Source organism: Rhodococcus sp. T2V, from assembly GCF_029269925.1.
In the GTDB taxonomy this organism is placed as follows: Bacteria; Actinomycetota; Actinomycetes; order Mycobacteriales; family Mycobacteriaceae; genus Rhodococcus_F; species Rhodococcus_F koreensis.
This window is the reverse complement of the sequence record NZ_JARJBD010000005.1, coordinates 166,772-186,349: the sequence shown is the minus strand read 5'-3', so window position 1 is coordinate 186,349 and position 19,578 is coordinate 166,772. Positions and strand designations below refer to the sequence as shown.

23 protein-coding genes are annotated in these 19,578 nt (G+C 68.7%); 11 read left to right on the top strand and 12 right to left on the bottom strand.

Annotated features, from left to right (window positions below):
• Positions 1 to 32: 32 nt before the first annotated feature.
• From P3H15_RS07000 to P3H15_RS06990, 3 genes are all read right to left on the bottom strand, one after another.
• Complete coding sequence (locus P3H15_RS07000) at positions 33 to 1,004, bottom strand: sigma-70 family RNA polymerase sigma factor (protein WP_005240812.1); 972 nt, start codon at positions 1,002 to 1,004, stop codon at positions 33 to 35.
• Between the two features lie 166 nt (positions 1,005 to 1,170).
• Entirely contained in the window at positions 1,171 to 2,649 is a 1,479-nt protein-coding gene (locus P3H15_RS06995; RefSeq protein ID WP_276136554.1) for a methyltransferase, read from the bottom strand.
• Between the two features lie 30 nt (positions 2,650 to 2,679).
• A complete protein-coding gene (locus P3H15_RS06990) occupies positions 2,680 to 3,039 on the bottom strand; it encodes a DUF3099 domain-containing protein (protein WP_276136553.1) in 360 nt (119 codons plus the stop codon).
• A 77-nt stretch (positions 3,040 to 3,116) separates the two neighbouring features.
• Between P3H15_RS06990 and P3H15_RS06985 the strand changes: the two genes are divergently transcribed.
• Entirely contained in the window at positions 3,117 to 3,353 is a 237-nt protein-coding gene (locus P3H15_RS06985) for a DUF3039 domain-containing protein (RefSeq protein WP_276136552.1), read from the top strand.
• Here the strand turns inward: P3H15_RS06985 and P3H15_RS06980 are convergent.
• Positions 3,326 to 4,498: a YihY/virulence factor BrkB family protein gene (locus tag P3H15_RS06980; protein WP_276136551.1), complete on the bottom strand. Its 1,173-nt coding sequence runs from the start codon at positions 4,496 to 4,498 to the stop codon at positions 3,326 to 3,328. The two genes, P3H15_RS06985 and P3H15_RS06980, sit on opposite strands and share 28 nt — an antisense overlap.
• A 253-nt stretch (positions 4,499 to 4,751) precedes the next feature.
• Here P3H15_RS06980 and P3H15_RS06975 point away from each other — a divergent pair, with 253 nt between their 5' ends.
• Positions 4,752 to 6,515 (top strand): DEAD/DEAH box helicase, encoded by a 1,764-nt coding sequence (locus tag P3H15_RS06975; RefSeq protein ID WP_276136631.1) that lies wholly within the window; start codon positions 4,752 to 4,754, stop codon positions 6,513 to 6,515.
• A gap of 111 nt (positions 6,516 to 6,626) precedes the next feature.
• Here P3H15_RS06975 and P3H15_RS06970 read toward each other — a convergent pair whose 3' ends face one another.
• Positions 6,627 to 6,821, bottom strand: a complete 195-nt coding sequence (locus tag P3H15_RS06970) for a hypothetical protein (protein ID WP_005240831.1) — start codon at positions 6,819 to 6,821, stop codon at positions 6,627 to 6,629.
• A 261-nt stretch (positions 6,822 to 7,082) separates the two neighbouring features.
• Here P3H15_RS06970 and P3H15_RS06965 point away from each other — a divergent pair, with 261 nt between their 5' ends.
• From P3H15_RS06965 to P3H15_RS06955, 3 genes are read left to right on the top strand one after another with little or no spacing between them, the layout of a single operon-like run.
• On the top strand, positions 7,083 to 7,436 hold the full coding sequence (locus tag P3H15_RS06965; protein ID WP_276136550.1) for a DUF952 domain-containing protein: 354 nt from the start codon (positions 7,083 to 7,085) through the stop codon (positions 7,434 to 7,436).
• Positions 7,437 to 7,483: 47 nt separating this feature from the next.
• Positions 7,484 to 7,966, top strand: coding sequence for a cation:proton antiporter regulatory subunit (locus P3H15_RS06960; protein WP_005240833.1), 483 nt, complete (start codon positions 7,484 to 7,486; stop codon positions 7,964 to 7,966).
• Positions 7,967 to 7,973: 7 nt separating this feature from the next.
• Entirely contained in the window at positions 7,974 to 9,146 is a 1,173-nt protein-coding gene (locus tag P3H15_RS06955) for a cation:proton antiporter (protein WP_276136549.1), read from the top strand.
• An 81-nt stretch (positions 9,147 to 9,227) separates the two neighbouring features.
• Here the strand turns inward: P3H15_RS06955 and P3H15_RS06950 are convergent, their stop codons facing one another.
• Entirely contained in the window at positions 9,228 to 10,601 is a 1,374-nt protein-coding gene (locus tag P3H15_RS06950; protein ID WP_276136548.1) for an RNA polymerase sigma factor, read from the bottom strand.
• Positions 10,602 to 10,722: 121 nt separating this feature from the next.
• Entirely contained in the window at positions 10,723 to 11,475 is a 753-nt protein-coding gene (ppgK, locus tag P3H15_RS06945) for a polyphosphate--glucose phosphotransferase (protein WP_276136547.1), read from the bottom strand.
• A gap of 161 nt (positions 11,476 to 11,636) precedes the next feature.
• Between ppgK and P3H15_RS06940 the strand changes: the two genes are divergently transcribed.
• The gene (locus P3H15_RS06940; protein WP_276136546.1) at positions 11,637 to 12,557 is read left to right on the top strand and encodes an inositol monophosphatase family protein; all 921 of its coding nucleotides are present in this window, start codon (positions 11,637 to 11,639) and stop codon (positions 12,555 to 12,557) included.
• A 7-nt stretch (positions 12,558 to 12,564) separates the two neighbouring features.
• On the opposite strand, the gene cei is transcribed toward P3H15_RS06940, so the two are convergent.
• On the bottom strand, positions 12,565 to 13,254 hold the full coding sequence (gene cei, locus P3H15_RS06935) for an envelope integrity protein Cei (RefSeq protein WP_276136545.1): 690 nt from the start codon (positions 13,252 to 13,254) through the stop codon (positions 12,565 to 12,567).
• A gap of 482 nt (positions 13,255 to 13,736) precedes the next feature.
• Between cei and P3H15_RS06930 the strand changes: the two genes are divergently transcribed.
• Positions 13,737 to 14,039, top strand: a complete 303-nt coding sequence (locus P3H15_RS06930) for a DUF4193 domain-containing protein (protein ID WP_005240850.1) — start codon at positions 13,737 to 13,739, stop codon at positions 14,037 to 14,039.
• Positions 14,040 to 14,085: 46 nt separating this feature from the next.
• Here the strand turns inward: P3H15_RS06930 and P3H15_RS06925 are convergent, their stop codons facing one another.
• Entirely contained in the window at positions 14,086 to 14,556 is a 471-nt protein-coding gene (locus tag P3H15_RS06925) for a DUF3093 domain-containing protein (RefSeq protein WP_072942341.1), read from the bottom strand.
• Between the two features lie 86 nt (positions 14,557 to 14,642).
• On the opposite strand from P3H15_RS06925, the gene dut reads away from it, so the two are divergent.
• The gene (dut, locus tag P3H15_RS06920) at positions 14,643 to 15,164 is read left to right on the top strand and encodes a dUTP diphosphatase (RefSeq protein ID WP_276136544.1); all 522 of its coding nucleotides are present in this window, start codon (positions 14,643 to 14,645) and stop codon (positions 15,162 to 15,164) included.
• A 2-nt stretch (positions 15,165 to 15,166) separates the two neighbouring features.
• Positions 15,167 to 16,018 (top strand): DUF3710 domain-containing protein, encoded by an 852-nt coding sequence (locus P3H15_RS06915; protein WP_276136543.1) that lies wholly within the window; start codon positions 15,167 to 15,169, stop codon positions 16,016 to 16,018.
• 49 nt (positions 16,019 to 16,067) lie between these two features.
• Here P3H15_RS06915 and P3H15_RS06910 read toward each other — a convergent pair whose 3' ends face one another.
• The gene (locus tag P3H15_RS06910) at positions 16,068 to 16,781 is read right to left on the bottom strand and encodes an alpha/beta fold hydrolase (RefSeq protein WP_276136542.1); all 714 of its coding nucleotides are present in this window, start codon (positions 16,779 to 16,781) and stop codon (positions 16,068 to 16,070) included.
• 136 nt (positions 16,782 to 16,917) lie between these two features.
• On the opposite strand from P3H15_RS06910, the gene P3H15_RS06905 reads away from it, so the two are divergent.
• Complete coding sequence (locus P3H15_RS06905) at positions 16,918 to 17,295, top strand: OB-fold nucleic acid binding domain-containing protein (RefSeq protein WP_043825920.1); 378 nt, start codon at positions 16,918 to 16,920, stop codon at positions 17,293 to 17,295.
• A gap of 28 nt (positions 17,296 to 17,323) precedes the next feature.
• On the top strand, positions 17,324 to 18,004 hold the full coding sequence (locus tag P3H15_RS06900) for a DUF3159 domain-containing protein (RefSeq protein WP_276136541.1): 681 nt from the start codon (positions 17,324 to 17,326) through the stop codon (positions 18,002 to 18,004).
• 79 nt (positions 18,005 to 18,083) lie between these two features.
• Here the strand turns inward: P3H15_RS06900 and P3H15_RS06895 are convergent, their stop codons facing one another.
• Positions 18,084 to 18,743 (bottom strand): TrkA family potassium uptake protein, encoded by a 660-nt coding sequence (locus P3H15_RS06895; protein WP_124392938.1) that lies wholly within the window; start codon positions 18,741 to 18,743, stop codon positions 18,084 to 18,086.
• Between the two features lie 64 nt (positions 18,744 to 18,807).
• Positions 18,808 to 19,473: a TrkA family potassium uptake protein gene (locus P3H15_RS06890; RefSeq protein ID WP_072942332.1), complete on the bottom strand. Its 666-nt coding sequence runs from the start codon at positions 19,471 to 19,473 to the stop codon at positions 18,808 to 18,810.
• Positions 19,474 to 19,578 lie beyond the last annotated feature (105 nt).

The window sequence follows — 19,578 nt, the reverse complement described above, 5'->3', positions numbered from 1 at the left end:
GGCACCGGCGCTGATGCGGAGGGAGACCCGGGTCAGCTGGCGTAGGAGCGCAGCCGCTCGGCGCGGTCGCCCTGGCGCAGCTTGCCCATCACCTCGCGCTCGATCTGACGGACACGCTCGCGGGAGAGCCCGAAGAGCTTGCCGATCTGGTCGAGGGTGCGCGGCTGACCGTCGTCGAGTCCGTAACGCAGGCGGATGACCTGCTGCTCACGTTCGTCAAGGGTGGCGAGCACGGTGCGCACGTCGCTGTGCAGGAGACCGGCGATCACGGCGTTCTCCGCGGACGTGGCCTCGGAATCCTCGATGAAGTCACCCAGCGGGGCTTCCTCGTCGTTGCCGACCGGCATGTCGAGGCTCACCGGGTCGCGGCTGTGGTCGAGGAGATCCGCGATCTTGTGCGCCGGGATTCCCGATTCCTCGGCCAGTTCGTCGTCGGTCGCCTCACGCCCGAGCTGCTGATGCAGTTCACGTTTGATGCGGGCCAGCTTGTTGACCTGCTCCACGAGGTGCACTGGGAGCCGGATCGTGCGGCTCTGGTCGGCCATACCGCGGGTGATCGCCTGACGAATCCACCAGGTGGCGTACGTCGAGAACTTGAACCCCTTCGCGTAGTCGAACTTCTCCATCGCGCGGATCAGGCCGAGGTTGCCCTCCTGGATGAGGTCCAGCAAAGGCATGCCGCGACCGGTGTACCGCTTCGCGAGCGACACGACGAGCCGCAGGTTGGCCTCGAGGAGGTGCGCGCGGGCGGACTGCCCTTCCCGGACGACCGTCGCGAGGTCGCGCTTCTTGGCGGGGGAGAGGCGCTTCCCCGTCTCCAGGATGTGCGCTGCGTACAGCCCAGCCTCGATTCGCTTGGACAGTTCCACCTCGTCTGCGGCCGTCAGCAGCGCTGTGCGGCCGATGCCGTTCAGGTAGACGCGGACCAGGTCGGCAGCGGGGCTCTGGGCGTCCAGATCGGCGGCGCTGGGGCGAATGCGAGTAGTGGTGCTGGGGCTTGTCATGACTTGCCTCCTCATCGGTGGTGTCTCATATGGATCAACGCACCGACGGCCCGGGAAAGTTCCCGGCCGGTAATTTACGAAGAGGCTGTGACCTGCGGGTTCCTCGATTCGGTCCTGAGAAGTTGCTGAGAACACGTATAAGGGGGACGGATCGGGAACCCGGCGGCTACGCGGGGAGCACCAGTCCGTGCCGGACGAGGGCGTGCACGAGCGGCACCGCCGACTGCGCGAGTTCGTCCGCGTCGACCCCGTGCGCGGCGGCGAGGAGTTCGATCAGTTCGCCCAGTACGAGGCCGTCGCCGCGCATGCCCGCGACGAGCGAGGCGACGAGATCGTCGACCTCGTGCTGCCACGCCGGGCCGTTTCCCCGGTGCAACCGGGCGACCACCTGCGTCCATCCCTCGTCTCCGGGCAGGAACACCCGCTCCAGGGCGGTGCTCTCCTCGACGCGGAACCGGGCGGTGAGCACGTCGTGGTCGCGCAGCCACGCCACCCGATCGAAGTACGCGAGCGCCTCCGCGCCGAGCGGATCGGTGTAGCCGTGGGTGAGGTCTTCCGCCATCAGATCGGTGGGTGCGTCGGTCCGGCGCAGGTAGACGAACCCGAAACCGACCCCCTCCACGTCTGCGCTCGCGAGGTGGTCCAGCCAGTCCCCGGCGATCGTGGCGGTGGCCGGGTCGCGGGTGTCGAGGCCGCCGTCCCGCATCCAGGTACCGACGTACAGGGCCGGGTCCGCGACGTCCCGCTGCACCACCCACGCGTCGATCCCGTGGGCGGGCAGCCAGGACGCCACCCGGGCACGCCAGTCCTCACCCTCGACGTGGATCCACGACGCCAGCAGCGCCGCCGTGCCGCCGGGCGCGAGGTAGTCGGCCACGCGGGAGATCATCAGCTCGCTCGCGCCGTCGAGGTCGAGGCCGGAGTCGCGGTAGGTGTGGCCCACCGTGGCGCGGCTCACGACGAACGGCGGATTGGCCACGACCTGATCGAACGTGCGGCCCTCGACCGGCTCGAACCACGACCCGGCGAGCAGTTCCACCTCCTGCTCGTTGAGCGCCGCCGTGACCGCCGCCAGGTCCACCGCCCGGACGTTCAGGTCCGTCGCCGTGATCGAGTCGGCGTAGGACGCGCCGTGCAGCGCCTGGATGCCGCACCCGGTCCCGATGTCGAGCAACGTCCCGACCGGTGCCGTCGGGGTGGCCTGCAGCAGCGACAGCGACGCGTGCCCGACGCCGATGACGTGGTCGACGGGTGTCTCGCGGGGGCGGAGGGAGCCGTCGAGGTCCGAGAGCACCCAGCGGTTGCCGCCGCCGATGTCCAGCGGCCGCAGGTCGAGGGCGGCCCGGACGACGTCGCCCTCGGATTCGAGCAGGCCTGCGGCGACGGCGTCGTCGACCGCGAGGGGGGCCAGCGCTTCGGCCACCTCGCCGGCGGGACAGTCGTCGGTGAGCAGGAACAGGCGGATCAGGGTGCCGAGTTCGCCGCAGGACGCGCTGGCCCGGCGCACCGGGACCGGTTCGTTGCGACTCAACGCCGCATGGACCTCGGGGCCGAGCGCATCGAGCAGGGTGTCCGTGTCGTACCGATTGCGGAGGAGGGCCGCACGCAGAGACGGGCAGATCGACAGCAGTTCGTCACGGTTCACCCGTGCATTGTTGCAGGACGCCCGTCGGCGTCAGCCCTCGATCGTGTGGTGCGGCGGCGCGGGCAGGGCCGTGGACGGTGCGTCGCGGTGGTCGTACCTGCTGGGCTCGTCCTTGGTGCGCGGCGGCCGGTCGTTCGCGATGAGGACCGCGATCCACGGCAGCGGGATCGACACGCCGATGATCGCCATCGAGATCCACGGGTTCTCCCAGATGCCGTACGCCACCGCCGCGAAGATCAGCGCCGGGAACCGGAACGACATGATGAGCAGGTACTTGCGGACACGGGCACGGTGTTGATCCTCGATGGATCGCGCTGCCTCGGTGATGAGAACCGGATTACTCGGTGAGCCGGCGTCGTGGGACCCACCGAACCCTGCACTTCGTGCCATGTCTCCACTGTTCCACTGTCGGGCGGCAAATGCACACGGGGGGTGGGATCGCCGGCCGGTTGCGGCATTATTGAGGGGTGAGCACTCAAACCAAGGAACGGCCCGACGTCACCACCGACGAGTCGACCGATGACGACACTCCCAAGGTCTTCCATTACGTGAAGAAGAACAAGATCGCGGAGAGCGCCGTCATGGGCACTCACGTCGTCGCGTTGTGCGGCGAGGTGTTTCCGGTGACGAAATCCGCGAAGCCGGGATCGCCGGTCTGCCCCGACTGCAAGAAGATCTACGACGGATTGCGCAAGGGCGACTGAGGTTTCGCCGGCGCTCGTCGCACACCCGGTGGCTCGGGAGATTCGCGTACCGGGCCGTCGGGCTCTTCGTCGTTCCCGGACCCTTGCCCGGCCGGATCGGGGCGGGTGCGGTCGCCGACGACCTTGATCGGGCCGGTGGCGATGCGGCGTGTGAGGCTGGTCACCGGACCCGCCGATGGTGAACTCTCGGCCTGCGCGGCGATCCAGTCCCGCATCTGGTCGATGCGGGTCGCCCTGGCAGGCCAGAACTCCTGCACGGTGGCGTTGAACTCGGCGCCGAGCACCACCGCGAAACCCAGGAAGAACGTGAACAGAAGGAACGCGATCGGCGTGGCCAGCGCCCCGTACGTGTACCCGGTTCCCGCCACCCACGAGAGGTAGCGGCGCAGGCAGGTGCTCGCGCCGAGGAAGAACACGCCCGCGACGAGCGCGCCGCCGAGCAGTCGGTGCCAGGGCAGCGACCGGGGGAGCGCCACCTTGTACAGCGTCGTCAGGCCGACGATGAGCAGCAGTCCCACGCCGGGGTAGTAGAACGTGTCGACGATCTGCGTCCCGATCGTGCGCCACGCCTCCGGGAGCACCCTCCCGACGAGCGTCGGCCCCAGCGCGACCAGCGGCAGGGTGAACACGGCGAGAATCAGGAACATCACGTAGAGCAGCAGCGCGAACAGGCGCTGCCACACGGGGTGCCGCGCCTCCTGCTGGCCGTGGGCCTCGACGATCGAGTCCACGAACGTGGAGATGGCCGACGAGCCCGCCCAGAGGGACAGCAGGAAACTCAGGGACACGATCTCGGGACGTCCCCGTTGGAGGACGTCCCCGACCGTCGGGCGGATGATCTGTTCGACGACGCTGTCGCTGAACACGGTCCCGCTGAAGTTGATGATCTTCGACTGGATGATGTCGACCGTGTCGGGTCCGAACCACCCGCCGACGTAGCCGAGCATGCCGAGGAGTCCGAGCAGGAGCGGGGGCAGCGACAGCGTCTGCCAGAAGGCCGCCGTGGCCGCCTTCCCGAAGATCGAATCGTCCCACGCCTTGCTCGCTGTGCGACCGATCACGCTCAGTGCGCGACGTAGCGGATGCCACCCGGACCGGGGTGGATCACCGCCACTCTGCGGTGTTGTCGAGGGTGTTTCGGTCATGATGTTTCCAGCATCCCTGACGACACGCCCGGTTGCCCACCGCTGCTGTCCTCGTGTCGCGACAAATCTGTCAGTATCGGAACTCGCGAATGCGGTTCGCGTCGGATCCGGGCGCTAGGCTCCTTGACGGACAGCGCCTTCGGGTCTGGACCGGACGTGTCGATCGATACCGAGGAGTGCGAGCAAACAGTGCCATGCCAGCGGAGGGCAGCCCGTGAGTGCTGAGACAGTGGGCTCCCAGTCGGCGCCGACAGTGGAAACCGAGGCCGCGCAGATCGTGGGTACCGAGGCCTACCTCGCACAGACCGAACCAGCCAGGCCCGCGGGATCGCTGCGCGCCTGGCAGCGTCGTGCGCTGACCAAGTACCTGTCCACCGGACCGCAGGATTTCCTCGCGGTCGCGACGCCGGGCGCCGGTAAGACCACCTTCGCGCTGCGCGTCGCGTCGGAGTTGCTGCGCGACCGGACCGTCGACCAGGTGACGGTGGTCGCGCCGACCGAGCACCTCAAGCACCAGTGGGCGGAGTCCGCGGCGCGCAACGGCATCGCGCTGGACTCGTACTTCTCGAACTCGACCGGGCAGACGTCCAGCGACTATCAGGGTGTCGTGGTGACGTACGCGCAGATCGCCTCCCACCCGTTCAAGCACCGGGTCCGCACCGAGAGCCGGCGCACGCTGGTCATCCTCGACGAGATCCACCACGGTGGCGACGCGAAGAGCTGGGGTGACGCCATCCGGGAGGCGTTCGGTGACGCCACCCGCCGTCTGGCCCTGACCGGTACGCCGTTCCGCAGCGACGACAGCGCGATCCCGTTCGTGACGTACGAACCCGACCGCGAGGGTCTGATGCGCTCGAAGGCGGATCACTCCTACGGGTACTCGGACGCGCTCGCGGACGGCGTCGTCCGGCCCGTCGTGTTCCTCGCGTACTCCGGCGAGGCACGCTGGCGGAACAATGCGGGCGAGGAGTTCTCCGCGCGGCTCGGTGAGCCGCTCAGCGCGGAGCAGACGGCCCGTGCGTGGCGCACGGCCCTGGACCCGTCGGGTGACTGGATTCCCGCGGTCCTGCACGCCGCCGACACCCGCCTCGGACAGTTGCGCACCGGCGGCATGCCCGACGCGGGCGGCCTGGTGATCGCCACCGACCAGACTGTCGCCCGTGCCTACGCGCAGACCCTGAAGGCGGTCACCGGCGAAGACCCGGTCGTGGTCCTCTCCGACGACCCGACGGCGTCCAAGCGGATCGCCGAGTTCGGCGCGAGTACCCAGAAGTGGATGGTCGCCGTCCGCATGGTGTCCGAAGGCGTCGACGTCCCCCGCCTGGCCGTCGGCGTGTACGCCACCAGCGCGTCGACCCCGCTCTATTTCGCGCAGGCGATCGGTCGTTTCGTGCGGTCCCGCCGCAAGGGTGAGACCGCGAGCGTGTTCCTCCCGTCGGTGCCGGTGCTCCTCGACCTGGCCAGCCAGCTGGAGGCGCAGCGCGACCACGTGCTCGGCAAGCCGCACCGGGAGAAGGACGGCTTCGACGACGACCTGCTCGCCGACGCGAACAAGCAGAAGGACGAACTCGGCGAGGAGGAGAAGGCGTTCACCTCGCTCGGTGCCGATGCCGAGCTCGATCAGGTGATCTACGACGGCTCGTCCTTCGGGACGGCCACGTTCTCGGGATCCGACGAGGAGGCCGACTACCTGGGTCTGCCCGGTCTGCTCGACGCCGATCAGATGCGCGCCCTGCTGCGTCAGCGTCAGTCGGAGCAGCTGGACAAGAAGGAGCCCGCCGCGCCCGCGCCCGTGCACACGCCAGTTCCGCAGGTCGCGGACCGGGTGGCTGCCGCCGGGCAGCTCGCGCAACTGCGCCGCGAACTGAACAGTCTCGTCGCGATGCACCACCACCGGACGGGCAAGCCGCACGGCACGATCCACGGCGAACTCCGCCGGGTCTGCGGGGGACCGCCCACGGCCATCGCCACCGTCGATCAGCTCACCGAGCGGATTTCCACCCTGCGGCAGTGGTGACCCCCGTCACCGCGTGACGCGGATGCACAAGAGACCGGCGAGTGCAGTGCACTCGCCGGTCTCTTGGTGCTGAAAGAGGTGAGCCTGGGACGGGTCACCCGGGCTGACGTATCAGATTGCAGCTTCGGCTTCGGACACGATCGTGGCGTTCATCTCGCGAAGTCGGTCTGCGTGCTCGTTGGCGTGGTGACCGCAGAAGAGCAACTCTCCTCCGGTCGGAAGGACCGCGCGAACGCGGGCTCCCGCACCGCACCGGTCGCACCGGTCGGCTGCGGTCAACGGGGGGCTGGTCAGTGTTCCGGGCATGACTCCTCCGTACTGGCTTTCGACTGGTGCCGAGTGCCTGGGGCCTTGGTCCGCCGCGTCGGGGGTGGCGCGGTGGATCTACTCTGTCAGACGTTTGGGGTTTACGCGTTGTTCCCGACGGCGTTTCTCAGTGTTGCATCACACACGAAACCGGCCCGAAACGTGCCGACAGCGACGTGACGAGCGCCGATGCGAACAGACCGATCGGTCCGAGTTCGCTGACAGCTGATTCGATTTCGGCCGTGACGCTAGTCTCACCGTGTGAAATCCGAAGACCAACTCGTTCACATCTGCAGCCGCGACGAATGGCGCGCCGCGGAACGCGAAGGGGCTCGCGTGCCCGCCACGTACGCCGCGGACGGATTCGTGCACCTCTCCACACCCGCTCAGGTGCATCTGCCCGCCAACCGGGTGTTCGCCGGGCGCACGGACCTCGTCCTCCTGAGACTCGACCCCGACGCGCTCGGCGCGCCGGTGAAGTGGGAGCCGGGCGTGCCGGCCGATCCGGCGTCGATGCTGTTCCCGCACCTGTACGGGCCGCTGCCCGTCACGGCGGTCACCGCCGTCGAGGAGTACCTCCCCGAGGCCGACGGCACGTTCCCGGCCCGGCGCTGACGCGAGCCTTCCGCGGTTGGTCACCCCCATCGGACTACCGTGGAGGCATGAACGTTGAAGTGACGCCACTACCCGGTATCGGGGTGCGTAAGGACTTCGAACTCGCCGCCGGTCGCCGCATCGGTGTCATCACCCATCGCGACGGCCGCACGGACCTGATCGTGTCGAAGGCCGACGACCCCGACGCCTGCGCCGCGTCCGTGCCGCTCACCACGGAGGAAGCGGCCGTGCTCAGCAATCTGCTCGGAGCACCGCAACTGGTGGCGCAGCTGGAGGAGGAACACCGGGACCTGCCCGGCATCCGCACCAAGCAGCTGTACATCAAGGAAGATTCCCGATTCGACGGCCGCCCGCTCGGCGACACCGCGATGCGCACGCGCACCGGCGTGTCGATCGTCGCGGTCATGAGGGCGGGCCAGGTGTACCCGTCACCGAAGCCCGACTTCCTGCTCACCTCCGGCGACCTGCTGGTCGCCGTCGGAACCACAGACGGACTGGACGCGTCAGCCAAGCTCCTGGCCAACGGCTGACAGACCCGTGAACACCACCACGCTCGCGCTCATCGAACTGGGCGCGGTGTTTTTCGCGCTCGGCCTGCTGGGCCGTCTGGCAGCTCAATTCGGGATGTCGCCGATCCCGTTCTATCTCCTCGGAGGCCTCTGCTTCGGCAGCGGCGGATTCGTCAACCTCGGCGACATCAGCGAGTTCAGCCACCTCGCGAGCGAGATCGGGGTGGTCCTCCTCCTGCTTCTGCTGGGGCTCGAGTACACCGCATCGGAACTCGTCACCGGGCTGCGACGGTCGTGGATGGCCGGTGTCGTCGACGCCGTCCTGAACGCCGCGCCCGGAGCGGTCGTCGCCCTGATGCTGGGGTGGGGGCCCACCGGTGCCGTCGTGATGGCCGGCGTCACCTACATCTCGTCCTCGGGCATCATCGCGAAGGTGCTGAGCGACCTGGGACGGCTCGGTAACCGGGAAACGCCGGTCGTGCTGTCGATCCTGGTGTTCGAGGACCTCGCGATGGCCGTGTACCTGCCCATCCTGACGGCCCTGCTCGCCGGCGTCAGTTTCGCCGGTGGGCTCGAGGCGGTGGCCATCTCCCTCGTCGTGATTTCCGTCGTCCTCGTGATCGCGCTGCGGTACGGCCGCTACGTGTCCGCCTTGCTGGACAGCCCGGACAGCGAGACCCTGCTCCTGAAGCTGCTCGGTGCCGCGCTGCTGGTGGCGGGGATCAGCTCGGCGATGCAGGTCTCGGCCGCCGTCGGGGCCTTCCTCCTGGGGATCGCGATCTCCGGCACCACCGCCCACAACGCGAGCCGCGTCCTCGAGCCGCTCCGCGATCTGTTCGCGGCGATGTTCTTCGTGGTGTTCGGGCTTAACACCGATCCCCGGGCGATTCCGCCGGTCCTCGGCTGGGCCGTGCTGCTCGCCGTCGTCACCGCGCTGACCAAGATGGTCACCGGTGCGTGGGCGGCGAAACAGCAAGGGGTCGGGAGGCTGGGCCGGGCCCGCGCCGGGGTCGCGTTGATCGCGCGCGGCGAGTTCTCGATCGTCATCGCGGGGCTGGCGTTGTCGGCTGGGGCGGTGGAGAGCGAACTCGTGGCACTCGCCACCGCGTACGTGCTCCTGATGGCCGTCATCGGCCCGGTGGCGGCACGAGTGGTCGAACCGGTGGCGGGCGCCTGGATCCGGGTTCGCACCACCGCGTGACGGGCGCCCGCCGGATGTCCCGGCGCACGAACGACGATGCCCCGGACTCGCTCGGAGTCCGGGGGCATCGCAGTCTGTGCGTCAGTCCAGGTAGTCGCGCAGCACCTGCGACCGCGACGGGTGGCGCAGCTTCGACATGGTCTTGGACTCGATCTGGCGGATGCGCTCACGCGTGACGCCGTAGACCTGTCCGATCTCGTCGAGGGTGCGGGGCTGCCCGTCGGTCAGGCCGAAGCGCAGGCGCACGACGCCCGCTTCACGCTCGGAGAGCGTCTCGAGCACCGACTGGAGCTGGTCCTGCAGCAGGGTGAAGGACACGGCGTCGACGGCCACGACGGCCTCGGAGTCCTCGATGAAGTCGCCGAGCTGGCTGTCGCCTTCGTCGCCGATGGTCTGGTCGAGGGAGATGGGCTCACGCGCGTACTGCTGGATCTCCAGCACCTTCTCGGGCGTGATGTCCATTTCCTTGGCGAGCTCTTCGGGCGTGGGCTCACGGCCCAGGTCCTGCAGGAGTTCACGCTGGATGCGGCCGAGCTTGTTGATGACCTCGACCATGTGCACCGGGATGCGGATGGTGCGGGCCTGGTCGGCCATCGCGCGGGTGATGGCCTGACGGATCCACCACGTGGCGTAGGTCGAGAACTTGTAGCCCTTGGTGTAGTCGAACTTCTCGACGGCACGGATGAGGCCCAGGTTGCCTTCCTGGATCAGGTCGAGGAACGCCATCCCGCGGCCGGTGTAGCGCTTGGCCAGCGACACGACGAGCCGGAGGTTGGCCTCCAGAAGGTGGTTCTTGGCGCGGTTTCCGTCGCGGCAGATCCAGCTCATGTCCCGGCGCTGGGCGGCGGGAAGCTTCTCGCCGGAGTCGGACAGCTCCTGCATGATCTGGGTCGCGTACAGCCCCGCCTCGATCCGCTTGGCGAGCTCGACCTCCTCTTCGGCGTTGAGGAGGGCGACCTTGCCGATCTGCTTGAGGTACGCGCGGACGGAGTCTGCGGATGCGGTCAGCTCGGCGTCCTTGCGGGCCTGGCGGAGCGCTTCGGACTCCTCCTCGTCCCACACGAAGTCGCCGGACGCCTTGTCCTTCTCGGACGGCTCCTCGGTCTCGTCGTCCTCGCCGACTGCGACGACCTCCACGACATCGGACTCGACCTCGGCGAGGTCGCCCTCGGTGATGTCGATGTCTTCCATGTCGGCGGGATCCTCGTCGAGGTCCTCGCCGTCCGCACCCTTACCGGCCGTGGCCTTCTTGCCGCCCGCCTTCTTCGCCGCCGCCTTCTTGGCGGGGGCCTTCTTCGCTGCTGCCTTCTTGGCGGGGGCCTTCTTCGCCGCTGCCTTCTTCGCGGGAGCTGCCTCGGCTGCCGGAGCGGTGCCGGTGGCTGCCGCTGCGACTGGTGCTTCCGGTCCTGACTCTGAAGTCGAATCAGCAGTCTGACGTGTATCGGTGGCTGCCACGTACGCCCTTTCGTGACGGTGTCGTGCGGCGTCACGCCAGAGTGGTCATCCGGCGGAGAGGTCTACTGGTTTCGCCGGCGCGCAGCCGGGCTCTTCCATTGTAACGACCCATCCGAAATAGTTACGGAGCGATGCCCGTTTCGACCGCGAGCGCAGCACCGACGATTCCCGCCGTGTTGAGCAGCGCAGCAGGTACGACGGGTGTCCTGTTGGTCAGATGGGGGATCCACTTCTCGTGTTTGCGGCTGATTCCGCCGCCGGCGATGAACAGATCCGGCCACAGGAGGTTCTCGAACCGGGTGAGCACCCGGCTGACCTCGGCGGCCCACTCCTTGTACGACAGATCCTTCTTCTCTTTCACCGAGGACGCCGCCCGGTGCTCGGCCTCCTTGCCGTCGACCTCCATGTGCCCGAACTCGGTGTTGGGAAGCAGTACGCCGTTGTGGAGAATCGCCGAGCCGATGCCCGTGCCGAACGTGAGGAGGATGACGACCCCCTTCGCGTCCCTGCCCGCGCCGAGGGCGTCCTCGGCCATCCCCGCCGCGTCCGCGTCGTTGAGGACGGTGACGCGCCTGCCGCCGAGTGCGTCCGAGAACAGCGCGCGCGCGTCGGTCCCGATCCACCCCTTGTCGATGTTCGCGGCGGATCGTGCGACGCCGCCGGTGACGACGCTCGGCAGAGTGATACCGACCGGTCCGTCCCATTCGGCCTGGCGGATGATCTCCGCGACGGTCTTCGCGACCGCCTCCGGGGTGGACGGATGGGGGGTGAGGAGCTTGATGCGGTCGCCGATCAGTTCTCCGGTCTCGAGATCCACGACGCCACCCTTGACGCCGCTGCCGCCGACGTCGACACCGAACCCCGTTTTGGCCATGGCGTGTGCTCCTCCGTGTCGACGACGACGTGTTCTCCGGGCGCGCTTCTGCTGCCCGTCACACTAGTGCGTCGAGGCGGGTTCGGTGGGTGATGACACCGGACGACGCTGTGGCGCCGGAAGGGAGCGCGGACCGTCAGCGGTGGTGTGAGGCAGCGAAAGTGTGTTCCGATGGGTGTGTGCATGCACCCCAGAGTTCAGACACCGCGCCCGGCCACGTCGGCACCGATCCCAGACGACTGCTCGAGGTCGCCGTCACGGTGGCCGAGGAGGCCGCCGCACACGTCCGGGCGCGGCGGCCCGAGGTGTTCGGAATCGTCGGGACGCGAGCGGAATCCGGCGACTCGGTGGCGTCGAAGAGCACTCCCACCGACCCGGTCACCGTCGTCGACACCGAGAGCGAGCAGGTCATCCGCGACCGCCTCGCGGAGCTTCGTCCCGAGGACGCGATCCTCGGCGAAGAGGGTGGGGGAGAGGGCGATTCCGTCGCGGGCGTGCGCTGGATCGTCGACCCGATCGACGGCACCGTCAACTTTCTGTACGGGGTGCCCGCGTACGCCGTCTCGGTGGCCGCCCAGATCGACGGAGTGTCCGTCGCCGGGGTCGTGGTGGACGTGGCGGCCCGGTCGACGTACGCGGCGGCGCGCGGCGGCGGGGCGACCCTCACCGACGCCGACGGACGGGTCAGCGCACTGCGGTGCAACCCCGTCACCGACGTGTCGATGGCGTTGCTCGCCACCGGATTCGGATACGGTGCGGCCCGGCGCACGGTTCAGGGCGCCCTCATCGCCGACATCCTGCCGAGGGTGCGGGACATCCGCCGGATCGGCTCGGCGGCCCTCGACCTGTGCATGGTCGCGGCCGGCCGTGTCGACGCCCATTTCGAACACGGGCTGAGCCCGTGGGACTGGGCGGCGGGTTCGCTGATCGCGACCGAGGCGGGCGCCCGCGTGCGGATCCCGTCGCCGCACACGTCGAGTGCGGACGGTGAGGTGGTGGTGGCCGCGGCCCCGGGCATCGCGGACGCGCTGGACGCCCTGTTCGCCGAGATCGGGGCGGATAACCCGATCCCGGAGGAGTGACCGGCGGTCAGCAGCGGGCGGTGCGCGCCGCCTTCAGGAGATCGATGTCGAGAGGTGCGGGCTGGGTCCCGGGCGGCGGATCCTTCAGGGACCGCAGGACCTCCTCGGCGTCGGCGTTCGGCGAGATCTTGCGGAAGTAGGTTCCGAGGGCGAGGTCGACCGTGTCGTCGGTGCGGGTGTCCTGGATGAGTTCCGCGCACGGGGCCACCAGCCAGAGCGCGCTCGCGGCGGCGGCGCCGTTCGGGCCGAACCGCAGTTGCCCCTGACACTGCATGTTCTGGTCGACGTAGATCGGGTCGTTGCCCGCCTGGACGTCGGGTGCGCTCGCGAACCCGTAGTCGCTCAGCTGCGCGGCCACCTGCGCCGCCTGGCCGTGCTCGCCGTTGGCGTTGAACACGCGCACCTTCGTGGCGGACAGCGCGGCGGGCTCCACGTCCCGCAACGTCGAGCCGTCGACCCTCTCGCCCAGCGCCTGCGGCGGCGGGGCCGCGGGATCGACCGGCTGCGCGGCCGGTTGCGGAAGATTGCAGTCGACCGTCGCGGCCAGGTCCTCGTCGTCGCCGAGGACGCCGATCCACACGACGGCTCCGAGCAGGGCGAGGACCGCGAACACCACGAGGATCGGCATCGCCCGCCGCCGCCGGAACGGACGACCCTTGTCGTCGAGCGGGCTGCCTTCGGTGATCAGTGAAACCACAGTGTGCCTCGACCTCTCCTACGAACTGCGCTTCGAACGTGTCGCCCGTCCAGCGCACCGATACAGGGCCCGGCCACACGTCGTGGCGCAGGTTCGGCACCTACCTTAGATCCCTGCGGCGTCATAACCCCGAACCCATCCCCGTTGTGGAATGTCACAGCTTGCTGTGGTGTTGGTGACGATTAGCAGACAATTTGCGCGATCGGCCGATTCGGTTACGTCTTTTGTACTTCCTTCGGCTACTGTCTGGCGGCCCCAGTCGTTCAAAGCATGCAGAACGAGGGTCGGCAGAAGATGACAAAAGAGGCGTAGATCATGATTCCGGAGCCTGGTATCCGGGCACGTATCCACTCGCTGCAGCGCCCTGCAGCCGCAGGGTGTGATCTGCGCCGAGGCGGTTTTCGTGTGGACGGTCGACCTGGCATTCGGTTCGACGCGTCGCACGGGCCGGGATACACGGACGAAGATGAGGGGAAGGCGACATGGCAACTGACTACGACGCACCGCGGCGAACAGAGTCCGACGAGGTTTCGGAGGATTCGCTGGAGGAACTGAAGGCGCGACGCAACGAGGCTCAGTCGGCTGTTGTCGACGTCGACGAGTCCGACACCGCGGAGTCGTTCGAACTGCCCGGCGCGGATCTGTCCGGTGAGGAATTGTCGGTGCGGGTCGTGCCGAAGCAGGCCGACGAGTTCACGTGTTCGAGCTGTTTCCTGGTGCATCACCGCAGCCGGCTCGCCAGTGACGCGGGTGGAGTGCTGGTGTGCAGGGACTGCGCGGCCTGACCGGCGGCGAGTTCGAGAGGCGGACGGTGGGAGGCCCACCGTCCGATCAGTCTCCGTCCGTCTGCGGGCGGGCACGGTCGAGCGCGGCCAGCAACTCCGCGGGCCGGCGCGTGCTGATCAACCAATAGGGGGTCGGGTCCTCGGGGTCGTCGAGCACGATCAGTGCCATCGGCTTGACCCAGACCCGGTGTTGCACGAAGGCGGCGGGGTCGAGCTGACGGCCGAGAGCTGCACTCTTCGCCGAACCCGGTACCTCGGCGACCCGCGCGATGACGTCCACCGGCAGATGCGCCTGTCCGACGCGCAGATGGACGCCGCTCGGTTCCTCGACGACTTCGACCCGCAGGCGGCTGAGCCAGACGAGTCCCCACACGGGCAGCGGCAGCAGCAGGACGTACGGCAGCCACGCGCGCAGGCCGGGCGCACCCATGTGCACCTCCGCGGCGAGCAGCCCGGCGACGAACAGGCCCACAGCCCACCACCAGACGGGCACCCACAGGCGCTCGGAGTACAGCACGGGCGAGGCGTTATCGGTGGGCGCGACTTCGGGCCGGGACGTTTCTGACACCCGTCCAGGATAGTCGGTGTCTGAGAGTAGGCTCGGTGCACGTGAGCGACCTATCTCCCGGCCATTCTCCCGCCGCGACCCCCACCATTCCCCCCGTCGCCCTCCAGCGGCTGGACCCGGGCATTCCGGTTCCGCAGCGCGCGCACGACGGCGACGCAGGTGTCGACCTCTGCAGCACCACCGATGTGACCATCGAGCCGGGGCGCCGCGTCCTCGTCGGAACCGGTATCGCGGTCGCGTTGCCCCTGGGCACCGTCGGGCTGATCCACCCCCGATCCGGGCTGGCGGCCAAATCGGGATTGTCGGTGGTCAACACCCCCGGCACCATCGACGCGGGATACCGGGGCGAGATCAAGGTGTGCCTGATCAATCACGACCTCGAGACCCCGATCGAGATCCGGCGGGGTGACCGGATCGCCCAACTGCTCGTGCAGCGGGTCGAACTGGTGTCGTTCGCCGAGGTCGAGTCCCTCGACGGCACCACCCGCGGCAGCGACGGACACGGGTCGAGTGGAGGCCACGCCAGCCTCGTCGGCAATGCCAGTGAAGGAGCCTGATCATGTTCGGACGTCGTAAGAAGGCGGAAGCCGAGGCCGACCGGCCCGATTTCTTCGAGGACGCGGAGATGGACGCCGCGGAAGACGACGCCGACGCCGCGGACTACGAGGACGACTACGACGCCGTGACCGAGGTGGACGGCGGTCCGTACGACGCCGACGACCTCGAGTCGGGAGCCGACCTCACCGTCGGCGAGGTCGGGACCCGCCTCGACCTCGGTTCGGTCCTCGTGCCGATGCCCCAGGGCGCCCAGTTGCAGGTCGAGATGGCGCCCGACGGTTCGCCGCAGGCCGTGCATCTCGTCACCCAGCACGGACGCATCACGGTGGCCGCGTATGCGGCCCCGAAGTCTCCCGGTCAGTGGCGTGAGGTCGCGGGCGACCTCGCCGAATCGTTGCGCAACGACAACGCGACGGTGAGCGTCGAGAGCGGACCGTGGGGACGTGAGGTGTTCGCCGTGACCCCGAACGCCGACCTGCGCTTCATCGGCGTCGACGGCTACCGGTGGATGGTGCGCTGCGTGGTCGCGGGACCGAGCGGTGGCAACACGACCGACTCGGAACTCGTCGCGACCGCCCGGGCGATCCTGCGTGACACCGTGGTGAAGCGGGGAAACGAGCCGAACCCGGTGCGGACCCCACTGCCGGTGGTGCTGCCCGACGCCCTCGCCCAGCAGCTGGCCGCCGCCCACCAGCAGCAGCTGGCGCAGCAGCAGGGAGGCGCCCCGCAGCAACCGGCTCCGCAGCAACCGGCCCCGGGTCCGCAGGGCGAGCAGCAGCCGCCGCAGGCCCCGGCCCAGCCGCAGCAGCGTCGCGGCGAATCGGGTTCGGCGATGCAGCAACTCGGTCGCTGAGCCCGCGTCCGGTGGGGGATTGCGGGGGGATTGCGGGGGATGACGACGCTCAGGCCGTGTGCAGGACCGAGTCCAGCGCGCTGAGGCACGTGTAGCCGAGAACCGCCGGATCGGCGCCGATCTCGTCCAGTGTCACCGTGACGAGACCGGCGTGCGGTAGTCGTTCGGACCAGGTGCGGGCGACCTCGAGGGGGTGCACGGCGTCGTCGGTCGCGGCGGCGATGCCCACCGGCGCCGCGATGCGCTCGAGGTCGTCGAGACCGGGCGCGTGATACTCCGACGCCTCGTCCAGTGCCGCGGGCAGGTGCGGCCACTGGGATCGCCAGGATTTCGCCAGTTCCCGGCCCAGCCACGGTGGGCTGGAGGCGATCATCTCGGCGGTGACCTGTTCGAGGCCGTCCGCCCGCAGCCGGGCGGCGGTGAACCGGGCGCTGGCGGCGGCGGGGGCGTCCGCGGCGGTCCCGGTCCACGCGGGCAGCGCCGCGAGTACTCCCGCGACACGATCGGGGTGTGATCCTGCCCACTGCAAACACACCGCGGCGCCGATGGAGACCCCGCCGACGAGGATTCTTCCGTGCTGTGCGGCGGCGTCGTCGAGCGCGTCGAGGTAGCTGCCGACGACCCTCCGGGGATCGGGTTCGACTGCGACCGTACGCACTCCACGGCTGGTCAGGGGCTCGGTGAAGGCACGGGCGACGAAGTCCGCATCGGACCCCGTACCGGGGAGCACGACGGCCACGGACGGCCGGTCATCAGAGGGCATGAGTTGATCCTGCCTGGTGCGTCACAGCGGCCTCCCGGTGGTGTGGTTGCGGGGAACCAATGGGTCTACAGTGGCGAATACACAGCCCTACGAGCGGCGCGAAGATCTCGCGTCGCACATGCTCCAGGAGCGCGCAATGGCACCCGCCACGGCAGGATATTTTCGTCGGCTGACTCGAAGGCTCACCGAAGACCTCGAGCAGCTGGACGCCGAGGAAATGGCCGAGACGTCTCAGGCGTCCGGCGCACAACGTGCCTGCGACTGCAGCCGCGGCGAAGAGGTCACCATGCTGGGGCGGCTCCGCAGTGTGGAAGCCTGTCCGAAGTCCGGAAACGCCAGCATCGAGGCGGAATTCTTCGACGGCACGGAACAGATCAAGCTGGTGTGGATCGGGCGGCGGCGAATTCCGGGTATCGAGCCGGGCAAGACGCTGCTCGTGCGTGGACGTGTCGGTGAACGCGACGGCCAGAAGGTGATCTTCAACCCGTATTACGAGCTGCGCGGCGACTCGTAGGGTCCGCCTTGTGTGGCACTCTCGTTGAGTGACCGAAACGAAGCAGCAATCCATACTCGACCAGCTCGGCGGTATCAGCGGGCTGATCTATTCGACCCTGCCCATCCTGGTCTTCGTTCCGGTCAATGCTGTGTGGGGTCTGGGCCCGGCGATCTGGGCGGCCCTCGGCGTCGCCGCCGCGATTCTCGTCTGGCGTCTCGTCCGCCACAGCCCCATCCAGCCCGCGGTGTCGGGGTTCTTCGGCGTCGGTATCTCCGCGTTCATCGCTTACCGCACAGGCGATGCCAAGGGGTACTTCCTGTTCGGCATCTACACGAGCCTCGCGTACGGGGCGGTCTTCCTGATCTCGATTCTGGTGCGCCGGCCGCTCGTCGGCCTGATCTGGGGCTTCCTCAACGGCCACGGCAATCTCTGGCGGCGCCATCGCGGCGCGGTGCGCGCCTACGACGTGGCCACCGCCGCCTGGGCGCTGGTGTTCGCGGCCCGATACCTCGTGCAGTCGCAACTCTACGATTCGGACCAGACCGGCTGGCTCGCGTTCGCCCGCATCGCGATGGGCTGGCCGCTGGCCGGATTGGCTCTCCTGGTGACGATCTGGGCCGTGCGCCGGGCCGACCGGATCGTCGAGCCGGGTCCGGCCGAGGACACGGGCGTACCGACCGACGACACGGAAGCGGGTGGCCCCAGGGAGGAGCCCGACCGCCCCTGAGTGCGATCCCCGACCTGGGGCCGCCTGAGCGCTGACCGATTGTGCCGGAGAAGAATTCGGCGCTGCTCGCGCCGGGCGGCTACGAGAGCCCGACCGCCGCGCGCAGGTCGTCCTCGACATCCACCCCGGCGACGAACAGCAGCTCGTCACCGCCCTCGAGCGGATCGTCCTGCTGCGGCACGATGACTCGTCCACCGCGCAGGATGGTGACCAGCGCGGCGTCGCGGGGCAATTGCAGCTTGCGGACGGGTTTCCCGGCGAGGGGCGTGTTGTCGGGCAGCGTGACCTCGACGAGGTTGGCCTGCCCCTGGCGCAGCGTCATCAGCCGCACGAGATCGCCTACCGACACCGCCTCCTCCACCAGCGAGGCGAGCATCCGGGGGGTGGACACGGCGACGTCGACGCCCCAGGACTCGTCGAACAACCACTCGTTGCGCGGATCGTTGACGCGGGCGACCACGCGGCTGACCCCGAACTCGGTCTTCGCGAGGAGGCTGAGGACGAGGTTGGCCTTGTCGTCACCGGTGGCCGCGATCACGACCTCGTAGGTTTCCAGGGAGGCCGTCTCGAGGCTGCTCAGCTCGCACGCGTCGGCGTGGACCCAGGTCGCCTCGGGCACCGACTCCTGTTCGACGTGCTCGAGTTTGCGCTCGATCAGCATGACGTCGTGTTCGCTGCGGACCAGTTCGCGCGCGATCGAGCGTCCGACTGCGCCGGCTCCTGCGATTGCGACTCTCATCGATTGCTTCCGTTCGGGTGGTCGATCGTGAACATTCTCACTGCCGTCTCAGCTCGCTGCCGTCTCAATTGTCCGAAGGCGGGGGATTGCCCGCGAGTGCCACGGCCTCGGCCACCGTTCCCGACACGGCCGCGATGTACACCTGGTCGTCGGCCTGGAACACCGTCTTGCGGTCCGGCAGGACGCCGGTGCCGAAGCGGATGATGAACGCGACCCGCGAATGGGTCGCCGCCTCCAGTTCGGCGACGGGCCTGCCGATCCAATCCTCGTGCAGGGACAACTCGGTGACCGCGACCGTTCCGGACGGGTCGCGCCACTTGGTGGTCTGGCTGTCGCGGGTGAGGGTGTGCAGGAACCGGTCCGTCGACCACGGGACGGTCGCGACGGTGGGGATCCCGAGCCGCTCGTACACGGCGGCGCGCTTCGCGTCGTAGATCCGGGCGACGACGCGTTCCACACCGAACGTCTCGCGGGCGACCCGCGCGGAAATGATGTTGGAGTTGTCGCCGGACGACACGGCGGCGAACGCCTCCGCACGCTCGATACCGGCCTTGACCAGCACGTCACGGTCGAAACCCATGCCGACGACGGTGTGTCCGGGGAAGTCGGGTTCGAGACGCAGGAACGCGGCGGGGTCGCGATCGATGACCGCGACCTCGTGGCCGATCCGGGTCAGCGAGCCGGCGAGGGATGAGCCGACCCGGCCGCATCCCATAATGACCACATACACCTTGTACTCCGTTTCTGGGCTCTGGTTTCACGTCTCGAGTACGTGCGTACCGAATCGAACCGTACAGTGCCCGGACGGAAGAGCAACCGGGACAGAGATCGCAAT

Bases quoted from the DNA above. Each gene is read 5' to 3' on its own strand.
- P3H15_RS06915 (WP_276136543.1), top strand. From the start codon at position 15,167: ATGTTCGGACGTCGTAAGAAGGCGGAAGCCGAGGCCGACCGGCCCGAT.
- P3H15_RS06895 (WP_124392938.1), bottom strand. From the start codon at position 18,743: ATGAGAGTCGCAATCGCAGGAGCCGGCGCAGTCGGACGCTCGATCGCG.
- P3H15_RS06930 (WP_005240850.1), top strand. From the start codon at position 13,737: ATGGCAACTGACTACGACGCACCGCGGCGAACAGAGTCCGACGAGGTT.
- P3H15_RS06990 (WP_276136553.1), bottom strand. From the start codon at position 3,039: ATGGCACGAAGTGCAGGGTTCGGTGGGTCCCACGACGCCGGCTCACCG.
- P3H15_RS06960 (WP_005240833.1), top strand. From the start codon at position 7,484: ATGAACGTTGAAGTGACGCCACTACCCGGTATCGGGGTGCGTAAGGAC.
- P3H15_RS06980 (WP_276136551.1), bottom strand. From the start codon at position 4,498: ATGACCGAAACACCCTCGACAACACCGCAGAGTGGCGGTGATCCACCC.
- P3H15_RS06910 (WP_276136542.1), bottom strand. From the start codon at position 16,781: ATGCCCTCTGATGACCGGCCGTCCGTGGCCGTCGTGCTCCCCGGTACG.
- ppgK (WP_276136547.1), bottom strand. From the start codon at position 11,475: ATGGCCAAAACGGGGTTCGGTGTCGACGTCGGCGGCAGCGGCGTCAAG.
- P3H15_RS06905 (WP_043825920.1), top strand. From the start codon at position 16,918: ATGGCACCCGCCACGGCAGGATATTTTCGTCGGCTGACTCGAAGGCTC.
- P3H15_RS06970 (WP_005240831.1), bottom strand. From the start codon at position 6,821: ATGCCCGGAACACTGACCAGCCCCCCGTTGACCGCAGCCGACCGGTGC.
- P3H15_RS07000 (WP_005240812.1), bottom strand. From the start codon at position 1,004: ATGACAAGCCCCAGCACCACTACTCGCATTCGCCCCAGCGCCGCCGAT.